Raw genomic sequence first — 14812 nt, forward strand, 5'->3', positions numbered from 1 at the left:
CCTTTATTTATCTAAATTCCCTTCTTTAAGTAAACCGAAACATTTTAATTGTTTACTTTTCCTGTTTAAGGGTATTGTATTACACAAGACTCTGTAAATTTATGTTAAATATATAAATTTATTGAATAGTTTGGAAGGGAGATTTTCAATTTGCAGAAGACTATATTATTTATTTCAGATCATGGTGATCCACTCGCTCCGCTTGGAAGTGAACAAGCAGGCGGCCAAAATAATTATGTGAAACAGCTTGCACTTGCACTCGAAAAGGAAGGCAATTATGTTGATGTCGTAACTCATTGGGCGGATCCATTCGACCCTCAAATCGAGGCTTTTGGAAACGCTTGCCGCGTCATTCGGATTGCTGCCGGACAGAATTCATATGTTCCTAAAAATGAAATCCTTGCACTGTTGCCCAATTTTTATGTAGAGATGAGTCAAACAATTAATCTAGCTTCATATGACCTCGTCCACACACACTATTGGCTATCAGGCTTATTGGGTTCATTTATTCAGAAAGAATACGAAACTCCTTGGATTCATACGAATCATTCATTAGGAGTGGCAAAAGAAAGGGCTACGGGTCTCAAAGAACCTACACGGCTAGCAGCTGAAACACGGATTTTAAGCAGCGCTGATCGAGTTGTAGCAACCACAAAAAATGAAAAAAAGCTCATTCGGAGCTTTGTACCTCATCCTTCTCCTATTGCTGTTATCCGAATTGGAACCGATTCCCACTTCAAACCTTTCAAAAACAAAAAGAATACAGCTGCTTATCCATATTTCGCTTTTGCTGGAAGACTTGAAAAAACAAAAGGAATTTACACTTTCGTTAAAGCTTTTCGTAGGCTTGTTGAAAAAAAGGAGATTCCAAATTCCACAAAACTAATTATTGCAGGTGGCGATTCTAACAACGTTAATACTATGAATAAATTGCCTAAAATGACCCAACTGAAGACCGCAATTAAAGGGCTAGAAAACCGCATCGATTTTATTGGGACACAGTCACAGTCACAGCTTGCCTCTCTTTTTAACAATTCTGTAGCAACGGTGGTCCCATCTTACTACGAATCCTTTGGTATGGTTGCCGCTGAAGCACAAGCATGTGGAAGTCCTGTAATTGCATCGAAAGTAGGTGGCCTTAAAGAAGTAGTGAAAAATAGAATTACCGGTCTTCATATCGAAAAAGGTAATGACGAAAACTTAGCACACGCTATGAAGAAATTAGTTTCCAATCCAGGTTTAACCGAACAACTCGGAAGAGAAGCTGCTCAATTTGCACATTCTGAATTCAAATGGCCTAAATTAGCGAAAAAAATGGATACATTATATGAGGTGTTATTGAATGAAAAGCAAGCCCTATATGCTCGCAACCGATCTTGATGGCACACTAGTGGGTGATAAAGAAGCACTTCATAAACTTCTTCGATATTTCGACAAAAAAATCTATGATATCGCACTTATCTATATCACAGGGAGGCACTATGCTTCAGCTCTTTCTCTCATTGAATCTGAGGCGTTACCTATGCCCGACGTTTTGATTTCAGACGTCGGTACTTCTATTTATATGACGAAAAGTACAGTCGAAGACAAAGACTGGACGAAAAAAATGCAGACAGATTGGCAACCCGATTTAGTTGAAGAAATCGCCTCTCAAATAACAGCCCTTACTAAGCAATTGTTGCCTGATAATGGTCGCATTTCCTTCACGACCCAATCTGGTAAAGCCCCCGTTATTCAGCTTGAAAAAGCACTTATCGTGAACAATGTTTCTCATAAATTAATTTTCAGTTCTAATCGTGATGTTGATATCCTTCCGAGAAATAGCGGGAAAGGAGAAGCACTCACTTATGTGTTGGAAAAATATTCGTGTGCAAGCGTCAATGTCCTCGTCGCAGGTGATTCGGGAAACGACATAGAAATGCTTTCTCTTGGTCATCCTTCCGTTATTGTAGGAAATGCACAAGACGAACTTTCTTCATTGGAAGTACATCCACAATTGTACCGTTCTGTGCAAAAGTATGCCGGTGGAATTCATGAAGCTTGGATGCATTTTTATGATGAGTAAACAAAAAACAGCCCACTTGACAGAAAAATCCCGACAAACAGAAATCAATTAATCGAATCCGAGTTATTTGGACCTAACGGATATCCCTGTGCAAGAAGCGCATCGATTTTATACTTGATATGCTCAGCGAACAGAAGACATACAAACAAAATAAAAACATGAAATCGCTCCTATCTGTTTTCATCCAGATAGGAGCGATTGAGATTTTCGTGTGTCTGTGCACGAAACTATCATAAAGATGAATGTTTCAGTAAAAAGGCAACCATTTCGTGAAATGCCTTTTCAGCAGATTCTTTATTGTATTTGGACGAATATGGGTCAGCAAACCCATGTTGTCCATTAAATTTATGGATTTCGACATTTTTATTATCCAAAGTAGATATTAAAGCATCAACATTAAAGGACTTTTCCTCTTGCGGAAAAAAGAGCAGCACGGGACATTGTGGTATTATCTCTATGTAGTTCCTAATGCGCGAACCATAATAAGCTACGATTCCCTGAACACCTTTCACCTCACTACACAACCAAGAAACAGTCGCCCCTACACTAAATCCGATAATAAATACTTCTTCATAATTGCTTTTCATATCGGATACCAAACTCTTAATCTTATTCGACGAGTTGATAAAACCCACATTCTCCATGAAGTTTTGTAAGGCCAATTCTTCTTGTGAATAATCAAAAGGATTCTTCATCTCCAACAAATCGGAACATATGATATCAAAATCATACTTCGATAACGATTCACAGAAATGTTCAATATGCGGGTTCACTCCGTAAATTTCATGAATGACAATAACTGCATTCTTAGCCCTTTTAGTAGTAGTAGTAATCACTTTAAACTCCCTTTGACTTTCGTACACTTTTTTTTGCACAGCTTTAACACATTGAACTTGGAATAGATGGTTTACACAAAAATAAATCTAAACCCTCATGCTGATTTTATTTCCATCTATTAAAAAACGGCTTATCGAACTTCGATAAGCCTTTCATACACATCGTATATTACTTCGCCAACGCATTATTTATATGAGCCAAGTGGTGATTTTCATGCCAAGCCAACTTCGCAATTTTTTTCGCAACGGAGACTTCACCGTTTATCGCGTGAATAAAAGTCCGATCCAGTTGCTCTTCAGTCAAACTTTTCCCTAAAGCTACAATACGCTCATTAATACCTTCGAGCATCTTGATGGAACTTTCTACGGGAAGCTCAGTGTCCGGCTCTATCGCCCACTTATCCTGATTGAAATCAGGTACTGTCGGATTATCGTCTGTTAAAGCCAATTTCAGCCGTTGGTACATGTTCAATTGGGAATCTGCAATATGATGGACCAGTTGACGAACTGTCCAGCTGCCTTCACGATACGTTTTGCTTAATTCCTCATCCTTCAATGAATCAACAGCCTCTCTTAATCTTGTGGTGTATGTTTCAATTTCCCCTAGCCACTCTTGAATATTTTCCAACGTCACGTTTTCAGGAACATGTAATTTCCCAATCGGAAATCTAACATCCATATAATATCCCCTCTTTCCTATTCTTCACTTACTCTATTATCACACGAATTGCCTGAAAAATCTATTTCCTCATCGTTAAAGGTAATTTAAATAATACCCCAAATAATCCATATACAAAAGCACTTACTGAGAAATAAAGTAAGTGCTTCTGCATATTCTTTCAATCAGTAGTCTTGAGGAAACTCGTTTATTATTTATTCATAAACGCTTTGATTTCATCTTCGGACATACCTGATTCGCATTTAACGTTAACTGTATCACCCTTCGTATAGATGAAACCAGGAACCGTTGGGATGTTGTATTTATTACGAAAAGCCGTAATACCTTCCATGTCATCGTTTTCAACACTATTGACATAATAGATATGAGTGTCCGTTTCTTCAGCAACTTTTCTAAGTTTTGGAGCGAATAATTGACAATAAGGACATACCGCCTTGCCAATATAAATGACTGCTTCGGCTTCCCCATTTACCAAGTCCTGTGCTTTTGCAGAATCTATTTTTTCAAAACCAGCTACATTTTCTTCATAAGTCACTATTCATCAATCTCCTTTTTCTAATTTAATTCTTTCACAATAATGGATCTATGCTCAAATAATTTATACGTACATGTCTGAATATCCAACTTTATCAAAAAGTTATGTGAAACACAAAAAATTAATCTTCAGCACTATAGTTCTGCAGTTTAGTATTCAACTGATACTTTATCAACATTTCCTCCAAAAACTTCTGCAAAATCATCTCCCCAATTACAGATAGACGTTACAACTGGCTCAAGGCGAAGGCCAATTTCGCTAAGTTGATATTCAACTTTAGGAGGTACAACAGGATATACTTTTCTAATAATTATTTTATCCTCTTCTAATTCCCTAAGCTGCCTAATTAACATACGTTGATTGACTTGAGGTAGTTTTCTTTGCATTTCGCTCAATCTTAATGGAGACTGGTGAAGTAAACACCAAATAATCGCTATTTTCCAACGACCACCTATAACGGATAACGCTAGGTCTTTTCCATTGAAAAAAACTTTTTCTTTATAATGAATCGTCATATTTTCTCACTCCTTAGAGTAAGCATACTACATAGTGACATATTTGTCAGTATTGTTTATTACTGGTTTGTATGTAACTATAGATATGTAGATTAAGATAAAAATAGAAAGAAGGAATTCATATGAAAAGTAGAGCAGCTGTTGCATTTGGACCGGGGGAGCCCCTTCAAATTGTAGAAATTGATGTAGAAGCGCCAAAAGCAGGAGAGGTATTAGTAAAGATTTTGTACACTTCAGTCTGTCATACAGATGCATACACATTATCAGGTGCTGATCCAGAAGGCGTATTTCCTGCCGTACTAGGTCACGAAGGTGGAGGCGTTGTTGTCTCTGTTGGTGAAGGCGTAACTTCAGTAAAACCAGGGGACCATGTTATTCCACTATACACACCTGAGTGTGGTAAATGTAAATTTTGTCTTTCTGGTAAAACGAACTTGTGTGGCGCGATACGTGAAACTCAAGGCAAAGGGTTAATGCCTGATGGAACGACTCGTTTTTCTTATAACGGAGAGCCTGTTTATCACTATATGGGAACAAGTACGTTTAGCGAGTACACAGTCGTTTCTGAATTTTCATTAGCACTAGTGGAAGACAAAAACGTACCACTTGATAAAGTTGCTCTATTCGGATGCGGTGTTACTACAGGGATTGGAGCTGTACACAACACAGCAAAAGTTGAGGAAGGCGCTGTAGCAGCCGTTTTTGGTTTAGGAGCTATTGGTTTAGCTGTTATTCAAGGGTTGGTTCAAGCAAAAGCAAGTCGAATTATTGCTATTGATATGAATGATGGTAAAGCTGAATTGGCTAAGAAAATGGGCGCGACTGACTTTATTAATCCTTCTAATTTTGATAAACCAATTCAAGATGTCATCGTTGAAATGACGGATGGTGGAGTAGATTATAGCTTCGAGTGTATTGGTAATGTAGATGTAATGAGATCTGCTCTTGAATGCTGTCATAAGGGCTGGGGAGAGAGTATCATTATCGGTGTAGCAGCTGGTGGAAAAGAAATTCAAACACGCCCCTTCCAATTAGTTACGGGCCGAGTGTGGAAGGGTACAGCTTTTGGAGGAGTTAAAGGAAGAACTGAACTGCCGGGAATGATCGAAGACTTTATGAATGGCAAAATCGATTTAGATTCGTTTATTACACACAACTTAAACTTTACTGACATCAATGAGGCATTCGACTTGCTTCATAAAGGCGAGTCAATTCGCACAATACTAACATATGGAGAGTGAAATAATGAGTCTTAAACTAATTGAGCAAAAACGCTCTTTTGATGGGGAACAATGTAAGTACACCCATTATTCAGAAGTTTTACAATGTGATATGACGTTTAGTGTCTATTTACCTTCAAATAAGGAAAACAAAGAAATCCCTCTTATTTGGTGGCTATCAGGTTTAACTTGTACAGATGATAACTTTAGCCAAAAAAGTGGCTTTCAAGCATTGGCTTCAAAATACCAAGTAGCTGTTATGATTCCAGACACTTCACCACGTGGGGAAAACGTAGCTAATGATGATGCATACGACCTCGGACAAGGTGCAGGTTTTTATGTAAATGCTACACAAGATCCATGGGCAAAAAGTTATAATATGTATACGTATATTACAGATGAATTGTCAGGTATTGCTTCCACTTTAGTCCCTAACTTTTCAGGAAAAGAAAGCATTATGGGACACTCAATGGGAGGTCACGGTGCTTTAGTAATTGGGATGAAAAATGCTGCAAGATTCAAATCGATTTCTGCTTTTGCTCCTATTACAAATCCGATTCAGGTCCCTTGGGGAATAAAAGCATTCTCTACTTATTTAGGTGAAGACAAAGCAACTTGGAAAGAATGGGATGCTTCAGAACTCATTAAAGAAACGGGAATGCCCCCCATTCTTATTTCACAAGGAACTGCAGATAACTTTTATCCAGAACAATTGGGAGAAACTACTTTCTTAGAAAATGCCCAAGAAAGTAACCAGGATGTTACGTACAATAAAGCTGAAGGTTATGATCACAGCTATTTCTTTGTTAGTACTTTCTTAGATGAACATTTTGCTTTCCATATTACGAACTTAGAATGATACTCTTTTAGCAATAAGGTTTAGAATGAAGAATATCCACATTTGGGTCAAATGTGGATATTCTTCATGTTTTATCGTTTACTACAAAAAATCATTTTTAAAAATCGAGTGAACTAGGAGGTATAGTTGATATGGATATCAAAAGAATGTTAGAGAGTGACCATGTTAAACCTTACATATTCAAAGGACGATATGGTATTGAAAAAGAAGGACAACGGATTGATTTATCAGGCGATTTAGCAAAAACTGATCACCCTACAAAGATTTCGATTAATGATGTTAATCCTTATATTCAACGAGATTTCTCGGAAACACAAATGGAATTAATCACACCGGTTACTGATTCACTGGAAGATCTATTTAGTTACTTATCCGCAATCCATGAAGTTGCCTATCGTTCAATGGATGCTAATGAGATGCTTTGGCCATTAAGCATGCCGCCAAAGTTACCAGAAAAAGAAGAAGACATCATTATTGCGAAATTAAAAAGTGCTGACAACGTTTTATATCGCAGGCATTTGGCCAATTCGTATGGTCGTCGTAAACAAATGATTAGTGGCATTCATTTCAACTTTCAATTCGGTGAGGAGCTCATCGATGCCTTATTTAAATCACAAACGGAGACCGATGATTATAAAAAATTCAAATCCGATATTTACCTGAAAACCACACGAAATTATTTACACCATCAGTGGTTAATTACATATTTATTTGGCGCTTCTCCTAGTAGTGAAGAGAACTTTTTTGAAGAAGATTCTTTGAAGGAGCCCGTAAGGAGTATTCGAAACAGTAAAAATGGTTATACCAATCATGAGGATGTTCAAGTTTCATTTGGCAGTTTAGAAAGCTATATATCCGACATTACTTCCATGGTTAATAAGGGACTATTGATAGAAGAAAAAGAGTTTTATTCAGCGGTACGCTTAAGAGGCGGTCAACAGGTTTCAGATTTAGAAAATGATGGCGTTAAATATATCGAACTCCGAAACATTGATTTAAATCCTTTTGAAACTTATGGAATCAGCTATGAACAAGCAGAATTCCTACACCTATTCTTACTTTATTCACTATGGAACGATGAAGGTGCAAATAGTGATGATTGGATAAATCCAGGCGAATCCAATAATGAGATTGTGGCACTAGAACATCCATTAGAGCCTACACAATTTAAACACGAGGCTGAAAACATTCTTAATGAAATGGAAAAATTAGCAGCAACCTTACATTTAACTGTTTCAGATACATTATTTGTTCATCTGCGGGAAATGTTAATAGACCCAGGTAAGACTTTGTCTGGAAGACTTTATACAGAAAGTGAAAAAAGCAGTCAAGGTCAAGTTGCTACGAGAATTGCTAAAGAAAACTATGACAAGTCATGGGATAAACCCTATCAATTAACAGGATTTACAGACATGGAGTTATCTACTCAGAATTTAATGTTTGATGCAATTCAGCATGGAGTCCAAGTAGAAATCTTGGATCGACATGACCAATTTTTGAAGCTCCAATTAAATGATCATGTAGAGTTTGTGAAAAATGGCAATATGACAGGTAAAGATAGTTATATATCCACTTTAATTATGGAGAACAAAACAGTTACGAAGAAAATCCTTCATCAACATGGGTTTCGTGTACCAGGCGGTGAAGAATTCAACAACATAGAACAAGCTTTGCGTTCCTATGAACTGTTTTCTTCCAAACCTTTTGTTGTGAAACCTAAATCAACTAACTATGGTTTAGGAATTTCAATTTTTAAAGAAGGCGCAAATTTCGAAGATTATCAAAAAGCTCTTACACTTGCATTTAAAGAAGATTCATCTGTCTTAATAGAAGAGTTTCTCAATGGAACCGAATACCGATTTTTTGTATTGAACGATAAAACACTAGCCATTTTATCACGTATTCCGGCGAATGTTAAAGGTGATGGTACACATACAATTGAGGAGTTAGTCGATCAAAAGAACCAAGATCCACTTCGAGGTAGAGACCACAGAACACCTTTGGAAACAATACAATTAGGTGAACTGGAGATTCTTATGCTTAAAGGTCAAGGATATCAATTGGATTCGATTCCAAAAGACGGTGCCATCATCTATTTGCGTGAAAACTCCAATGTCAGCACAGGTGGAGACTCAATTGATGTGACAGATTTAATATCAGAGGACTATAAAAAGATCGCAGTAGATGCGGTATCTGCACTTGGAGCTAAAATTAGTGGAATTGATTTGATTATTGAAGATTTAAAAGTTCCTGCCGCGACTGAAAATGCATACGGGATTATAGAAGCAAACTTTAATCCATCTATGTATATGCATGCTTATCCCTACCAAGGAGTGTCTAGACGTTTGACTTTGAATGTACTGCATTACTTATTCCCTGAACTTTTACAAAATCAACAATAAAATTGAGTTCAAAAAATAGAAGACCTATTTATTAGAATTAGTTATTGTGATCTAATTCTAACAAGGAAAGGTCTTCTTTTTGTATGTAGAAAGTGCTCACAAATTTGGATATTCCTCAGGTTCTTCCGGGGTAATAATGAAACACATCAAAAACAGATGAAGAAAGTGATTTTCTCCATCTGTTTTTTATCAACTTATAACCGTTGTTTACACACCTAACCGTTATAAACACTCTCACAAGTCCCAGCTATAGGTTCATAAAAACAGTGGTCTTTGAATTGACCAGTAAAGGGCTGATTGTACCATGTTGGAGGACAGGGTGCATAGGGATTGAAATACCAGAGTGCGTAATGCGCTGGATGCTGTCTCCAAGATTTCAAGTTTTGTTCTGCTAATTTCCTTTCGGTACCCCTTGCTCGTTGATAAAATAAATTACCTTTTTGAACGGCTTCGAACGAATAATTTCCTCCTTGTATCTGAAAAATAACATCATTTATTGTACGTACATCTCTAAAATCTAAACAATCTGCTACCGCTCGATTTACAATTACATTGCCAACATAGAGCATTCCTTGTTTTCCTTCACCCTCGGCCTCAGCTCTCATCATCCTAGCCATTAAATCAATATCTGAATCCCTGTATTTAACTCTCGGCATTTTTTCACCTCAACCCTATACTATGATATAACATCTTATTTGTTGCCAATCCTTGCATAGACTAATCGGGTTATTTTCAGAGTAAGAATTTTCGTTTGCCTTTTACAACTGTTATACTAGTTACTCTAACAATGTAGTCGATTAGAACGAGTAAAGGAGTAATATATAGTATGAAAAAATTTATTAATGCGAATATATATGGGAATTCAGAATCCCATGAGTTTTTAGTGGATAACGGTCAGTTCAAAGAAATTGGTAATGATTTAGGAATTGCAGATGAAGTGATTGATTTACAAGGCCGTTTGGTGTTGCCACCTTATGTTGACCCTCATTTACACTTGGATTATATCTTTTCAGGTCTAGGAGAAGGAAATGCGAATGTTTCAGGTACGTTATTTGAAGGTATACAGCGCTGGAGTGATAATAAAAAATCATTGACTGAAGAAATGGTACGTGAACGTGCGATTGAAGGTATTCAAAAAGAATTGAGTAAAGGCGTTCAATTCATTCGTACACATGTAGATATTACTGATCCTAATTTAACAGGGATGAAAGCTTTAATTAAACTGCGCGAAGAATTAATAGATATTGTTACATTACAAATTGTGGCATTTCCCCAAGAAGGATTCTTTAGATATAAAGGTGCAGAATGTTTAATGGAAGATGCACTTAAAATGGGTGCTGACGTAGTTGGTGGGATCCCCCACTTTGAAATTTCATATGAACAAGGTGTTGAATCTTTGAAAAGCATTGTCAACATGGCAATAAAATATAACGTGATGATTGATATTCACTGTGATGAAAACGACGATCCAAATAGTCGGTTTTTAGAAGTGTTAAATGCACTTGTTATGGAAAAAGACTATGGTAAATATACAACGGCAAGTCATACATGTAGCTTCGGTTCAGTAGATAACAGTTATGCAAATAAAATGTTAGGTTTATTTAAAGAATCACAAATCAACTTTATTTCTTGTCCAACTGAAAACGCGCATTTACAAGGACGTGGCGATAGTATCCTAAACGCCGTGGCTTAACACGCGTAAAAGAGTTATTAGCTAATGGAAATAATGTTGCATTTGCACAAGATTCAATTGCAGATTACTGGTATCCATTAGGCAATGGGATCCATTTAGCACATTATACACATATTGACGAAATCAATAAGGCGTTCAACCTAATCACATACCACGGCGCAAACCTTATGAGGGTGAACGATGAGTATGGCATTGAAGTTGGAAAACCAGCTAACTTTATCGTTTTAGATGCACAAGATCCTTATGAAGCAATTCGTGAGCGTGCAGAAGTACTTGTATCTATGAGGAATGGTAAATATCTATTTAAACGCGAACCACGAAAAAACGAAATAGAAATCGATTTCTTGAAACAATAATACACGTCCAAAATCATCCGTAAAAAATTTATTCTCCTCTACACACATGTTGAGGGGAATTTTTTTATTTGAAATCCAATTTCTCCATACAAATGCCATGCCTTTTCTATAATCGAAATACCATGTATCGGAGGTAATAAAATGAGTATTAGCGGATCATCCATTTTCATCAATAAAGAAATAGAAACAGTTTGGAACGCGATCGCCAACGATGAGGAGTTTTCAGTCTGGTATGCTCCTGGTTTCTACTGGAAGATTCCAATTTTTGAAGCTGGGGAACAGGCAGTTTTCATATTAATGCCAAGTTCATTCAACAATCTTAAAGACGGCGAGAGTATGTCCATGAATTTTACGATTAAAGAAGTTATCCTTAATAAAAAATTTCCTTATTATTGGGATTCAAATCAAATGCTATTTACGATTGAGTTAACTTCCGAATTTGATGGGACGAGAGTAAAATTCAATCAAAAAGGATTCAATTATTCATTGGAAAATCTAAGTGCTTATTTAGAAGGTAGAGAACTACCCTATTCTTGATTTAAATAAAATTGCAAGGAACCGATTGCACGACATACTAAGAAAGATTTCTCCGAGGCGCAACAAATGATCGTGAATATCAATAAAATAAGCACGCTTATTAAAGTAAGACCTAACCTTTCCGAATAGAGCATCCCGTATAATAGCACTTGCATAGGCAAAATTGTACGCCGTTAACGCAGCAAATCGCTTCGAACTTCAAATACATATTCCATTGATAAATGGACTGTAGAATGCAGGACAAATAAAGCATACTCATCATAGTAATCTAGTTTCGGCCGCTGTAAACGATGCAAACAATCTTCAATAGCGAGCGGATGAAAATTGAAAAACGAATGCAACATTGATTCCTCATACTTATTCGGCTGATCAAAATCCACCCTGTACCATAGGAATGACCGTTTCGAAATTTCGTCCAGTGGGAATTCAAAAATCGGTTCGACTTCTTCTGTAAGTTCCATCGTCCGGATCTTAGGTCAACCTTCTTTCTTTTCTACTATCGTCGTAATGTGTTTCTATTAATTAAAATCCTACTTGCACTATTTGCCAATATCCACTAGGTTAAACATCTTATTTACGTCACGAGTAGCGGAATTATCATAAAACAAGCAGAACATTTTTTCTTCGTTTACTAATTCTTCTCAAGTATTCAATATGCAATACGTTTAAAGCCTTTTTTCTTATTAATATGCTGTCGTTTGAAATCTTCTTCCCTCTTTCATCACATAATTATCGGTTGATGGGCAATCATATATAATGAAATCCAACAAGAATTAGGATGTGAAGATAGATGGACTTTTTTCACGGACAAGAAACGCTTACGGCACTTCAGTGGATTTTACGGGCAATTGTTTCATTTGTCTTTTTACTTATTATGACAAAAGTTATGGGTGCAAGATCCATTGCCCAGTTAAGACTAATCGACTTCACCGTCGCTTTAATACTTGGAAATATTCTTGCACATCCGTTATCCGATGAGCAACTAGGGCTGAAAGGATCCATGATAACGACAATGGTATTAATAATCTTATATATTGGGTGTGTTTTTTTAAGTTTAAAATGGAACACATTCAGAAAATGGTTTGAACCTACCCCTTATCCTCTGATCAAAAATGGTGAAATAGTTTACGCGAGCTTAGCTAAAGCAAGAATTACTATCGATCATTTATTATCGGAACTAAGAAAGGAAAAAATTGATGAGGTCCAAAAAGTTGCCCTTGCACAATGGGAGCCTGATGGTACCATTTCGTTTTTCCTATCACCTCAGCAACAAGCACTGACTGCCGAAGACATGCAATTGGTCAAAAAACCATTTTCCTTTCCAAGAACGATAATTAAAGAAGGTAAAATAGATGTAAACGAATTACTTCAACTAGGTAAAGACATTGACTGGCTGGAAAATAAACTTTCACTATATAACTTGGACGCACATGATATTTTACTCGCTACACTTGATAATTTCGATGAGATGAAAACTTATTTGTATGACTAAACCAACACAACACCTATCTTTTGTTCTAGTTCATTTCACCTGGTTCGTCAGAAGATTGATTCAATTCCAGATAGATTTAGAAAGGGCCAATCGAATATAATCGATTGGCCCTATGATACTTATTGATTTCCTTTTTTAACCCACTCGGCAACAGTTACTGTACGTTTCGCTTGATATTTTACTGCTGCTTCAACGTCTTCAATCATTTTGCCGTCTTGACCGACTGTCACACTTGTTCCATATGGGTTTCCACCTGCCCCAAATACAACTGGATCACTGTATCCAGGAGTAGCAATTATCGCGCCCCAGTGCATCATAGCTGTATACAAAGATTGTAATGTAGCCTCTTGACCACCATGTGGATTTTGTGCGGATGTCATACCACTCACAACTTTATTGATTGTTTTACCGCTTGCCCATAATCCACCTTGTAGATCGATGAACTGTTTCATTTGTGCTGCCATCACACCGAATCGAGTTGGTGTACTGAAAATGATTGCATCCGCCCACTCAAGGTCCTCTGAAGCAGCTACTGGAACGTCTTTTGTTGCATTTACAGTAGCCTTCCATCCTTCGTTTCCTTCAATAGCAGAATCTGGCGCTAATTCTTGTACTTTTATTACTCTAACCTCAGCACCTGCTGCTTTTGCTCCTTCTTCTGCCCACTTTGCTAATTGATAGTTTGTTCCACCCATACTATAAAAAACAACCGCTAATTTTACATTTGACATTTTTTCTATCTCCTTTGATTTTCCAAATATTTTGTTTATAAATCCCATATTTACAACTTCCTTTTAATTGAACCTTAAAATCACCTCTCCAAAATATAAATCCACAATACAGTACTGTTCCTCTAATACCCTCAGAAGTGGTACTTTAATCTTATTTTGAATTTATATTTCTTTGGCTCACGATATTAGGAGTGATGAGCATTTAAAATTGATCAAGTCCATAATTCAGTAATCCAATATATTGCTCATTAATTATTATTTAAAGAAGAATACCATTTACTAGCGGCTTCTACTTCTTCACCTGTTAGTTGATGACCTCTATTTTCCCAATGAAGTTCAACATTTGCATTCGCCTTTTCAAATAATTTATGCAGTTCCACGGATTCTTCCGGTGGACAGATTGGATCGTTAGTGCCGGCTGCAATAAATACATTTTTCCCAGATAAATCAGGGAGATCCATTCCTCGTCTAGGGACCATTGGGTGATGAAGAATAGCACCCTTTAACGAATTTTGATAGTGAAATAATAAACTTGCAGCAATATTTGCACCGTTTGAGTAACCAACAGCAACCATATTATCTCTGTCAAATTCGTACTTTTGTGCTGCTTCATCAAGGAACTCATTTAGCTCTTTAGTTCGGAAAATAAGATCTTCTTCATCAAAAATACCTTCTGCTAACCTCTTAAAGTATCGAGGCATTCCATTTTCTAAAACGTTTCCTCTTACACTTAATACAGATGCTCCCCCGTCGACTTGTTCCGCTATAGGTAGCATTTGTAATTCATTTCCTCCAGTTCCATGAAGCAAAAGTAAAGTTGGCTTATTAAGATCTTTTCCTTTATTAAATATATGTTTCATTAATCTTCCTCCTCTAAAATTTGAACCTTCTC

At 36.8% G+C, this 14812-nt stretch carries 16 protein-coding genes and 1 pseudogene; 9 read left to right on the forward strand and 8 right to left on the reverse strand.

What is annotated here, in order from left to right:
• Positions 1-150: 150 nt before the first annotated feature.
• Both ACP8HH_RS16160 and ACP8HH_RS16165 read left to right on the forward strand, forming a co-directional pair.
• Positions 151-1380 (forward strand): glycosyltransferase, encoded by a 1230-nt coding sequence (locus tag ACP8HH_RS16160; protein ID WP_438313056.1) that lies wholly within the window; start codon positions 151-153, stop codon positions 1378-1380.
• Positions 1343-2065, forward strand: a complete 723-nt coding sequence (locus ACP8HH_RS16165; RefSeq protein WP_438313058.1) for an HAD-IIB family hydrolase — start codon at positions 1343-1345, stop codon at positions 2063-2065. The genes ACP8HH_RS16160 and ACP8HH_RS16165 overlap by 38 nt, the downstream gene beginning before the upstream one ends.
• A 230-nt stretch (positions 2066-2295) precedes the next feature.
• On the opposite strand, the gene ACP8HH_RS16170 is transcribed toward ACP8HH_RS16165, so the two are convergent.
• From ACP8HH_RS16170 to ACP8HH_RS16185, 4 genes are all read right to left on the reverse strand, one after another.
• On the reverse strand, positions 2296-2898 hold the full coding sequence (locus tag ACP8HH_RS16170; RefSeq protein ID WP_438319225.1) for a dienelactone hydrolase family protein: 603 nt from the start codon (positions 2896-2898) through the stop codon (positions 2296-2298).
• Positions 2899-3070: 172 nt separating this feature from the next.
• Positions 3071-3580: a YfiT family bacillithiol transferase gene (locus ACP8HH_RS16175; protein ID WP_438313059.1), complete on the reverse strand. Its 510-nt coding sequence runs from the start codon at positions 3578-3580 to the stop codon at positions 3071-3073.
• Between the two features lie 190 nt (positions 3581-3770).
• A complete protein-coding gene (locus ACP8HH_RS16180) occupies positions 3771-4115 on the reverse strand; it encodes a thioredoxin domain-containing protein (protein ID WP_438313060.1) in 345 nt (114 codons plus the stop codon).
• A 149-nt stretch (positions 4116-4264) separates the two neighbouring features.
• The gene (locus ACP8HH_RS16185) at positions 4265-4630 is read right to left on the reverse strand and encodes a winged helix-turn-helix transcriptional regulator (RefSeq protein WP_438313062.1); all 366 of its coding nucleotides are present in this window, start codon (positions 4628-4630) and stop codon (positions 4265-4267) included.
• Positions 4631-4752: 122 nt separating this feature from the next.
• On the opposite strand from ACP8HH_RS16185, the gene ACP8HH_RS16190 reads away from it, so the two are divergent.
• The 3 genes from ACP8HH_RS16190 (at position 4753) to gshAB (ending at position 9111) form a co-directional block, all read left to right on the forward strand.
• Positions 4753-5871, forward strand: coding sequence for an S-(hydroxymethyl)glutathione dehydrogenase/class III alcohol dehydrogenase (locus tag ACP8HH_RS16190; protein ID WP_438313064.1), 1119 nt, complete (start codon positions 4753-4755; stop codon positions 5869-5871).
• Between the two features lie 4 nt (positions 5872-5875).
• Positions 5876-6709 carry an S-formylglutathione hydrolase gene (gene fghA / locus ACP8HH_RS16195; RefSeq protein WP_438319227.1) on the forward strand — a complete coding sequence of 278 codons (834 nt, stop codon included), beginning with the start codon at positions 5876-5878 and terminating at the stop codon, positions 6707-6709.
• 131 nt (positions 6710-6840) lie between these two features.
• Entirely contained in the window at positions 6841-9111 is a 2271-nt protein-coding gene (gene gshAB, locus ACP8HH_RS16200; protein WP_438313066.1) for a bifunctional glutamate--cysteine ligase GshA/glutathione synthetase GshB, read from the forward strand.
• Between the two features lie 215 nt (positions 9112-9326).
• On the opposite strand, the gene ACP8HH_RS16205 is transcribed toward gshAB, so the two are convergent.
• Positions 9327-9767: a cell wall hydrolase gene (locus tag ACP8HH_RS16205; protein WP_438313068.1), complete on the reverse strand. Its 441-nt coding sequence runs from the start codon at positions 9765-9767 to the stop codon at positions 9327-9329.
• A 170-nt stretch (positions 9768-9937) separates the two neighbouring features.
• Here ACP8HH_RS16205 and ACP8HH_RS16210 point away from each other — a divergent pair, with 170 nt between their 5' ends.
• The 3 genes and pseudogenes from ACP8HH_RS16210 to ACP8HH_RS16220 all read left to right on the forward strand — a co-directional run bounded on the left by ACP8HH_RS16210 (position 9938) and on the right by ACP8HH_RS16220 (position 11697).
• Complete coding sequence (locus ACP8HH_RS16210; RefSeq protein WP_438313070.1) at positions 9938-10804, forward strand: amidohydrolase family protein; 867 nt, start codon at positions 9938-9940, stop codon at positions 10802-10804.
• Positions 10805-10842: 38 nt separating this feature from the next.
• A pseudogene (locus ACP8HH_RS16215) lies at positions 10843-11160 on the forward strand (amidohydrolase family protein); the annotation flags it as partial.
• A gap of 141 nt (positions 11161-11301) precedes the next feature.
• On the forward strand, positions 11302-11697 hold the full coding sequence (locus ACP8HH_RS16220; protein ID WP_438313072.1) for an SRPBCC family protein: 396 nt from the start codon (positions 11302-11304) through the stop codon (positions 11695-11697).
• Positions 11698-11870: 173 nt separating this feature from the next.
• Here ACP8HH_RS16220 and ACP8HH_RS16225 read toward each other — a convergent pair whose 3' ends face one another.
• Positions 11871-12158, reverse strand: a complete 288-nt coding sequence (locus tag ACP8HH_RS16225) for a CorA family divalent cation transporter (RefSeq protein ID WP_438313074.1) — start codon at positions 12156-12158, stop codon at positions 11871-11873.
• A gap of 329 nt (positions 12159-12487) precedes the next feature.
• Here ACP8HH_RS16225 and ACP8HH_RS16230 point away from each other — a divergent pair, with 329 nt between their 5' ends.
• Positions 12488-13189 (forward strand): DUF421 domain-containing protein, encoded by a 702-nt coding sequence (locus ACP8HH_RS16230; RefSeq protein WP_438313076.1) that lies wholly within the window; start codon positions 12488-12490, stop codon positions 13187-13189.
• Between the two features lie 119 nt (positions 13190-13308).
• On the opposite strand, the gene wrbA is transcribed toward ACP8HH_RS16230, so the two are convergent.
• Entirely contained in the window at positions 13309-13920 is a 612-nt protein-coding gene (gene wrbA / locus ACP8HH_RS16235) for an NAD(P)H:quinone oxidoreductase (RefSeq protein ID WP_438313078.1), read from the reverse strand.
• Between the two features lie 248 nt (positions 13921-14168).
• Positions 14169-14780: an alpha/beta hydrolase gene (locus tag ACP8HH_RS16240; RefSeq protein WP_438313080.1), complete on the reverse strand. Its 612-nt coding sequence runs from the start codon at positions 14778-14780 to the stop codon at positions 14169-14171.
• Between the last annotated feature and the right edge of the window lie 32 nt (positions 14781-14812).

The organism is Sporosarcina sp. FA9 (assembly GCF_051550205.1).
In the GTDB taxonomy this organism is placed as follows: domain Bacteria; phylum Bacillota; class Bacilli; order Bacillales_A; family Planococcaceae; genus Sporosarcina.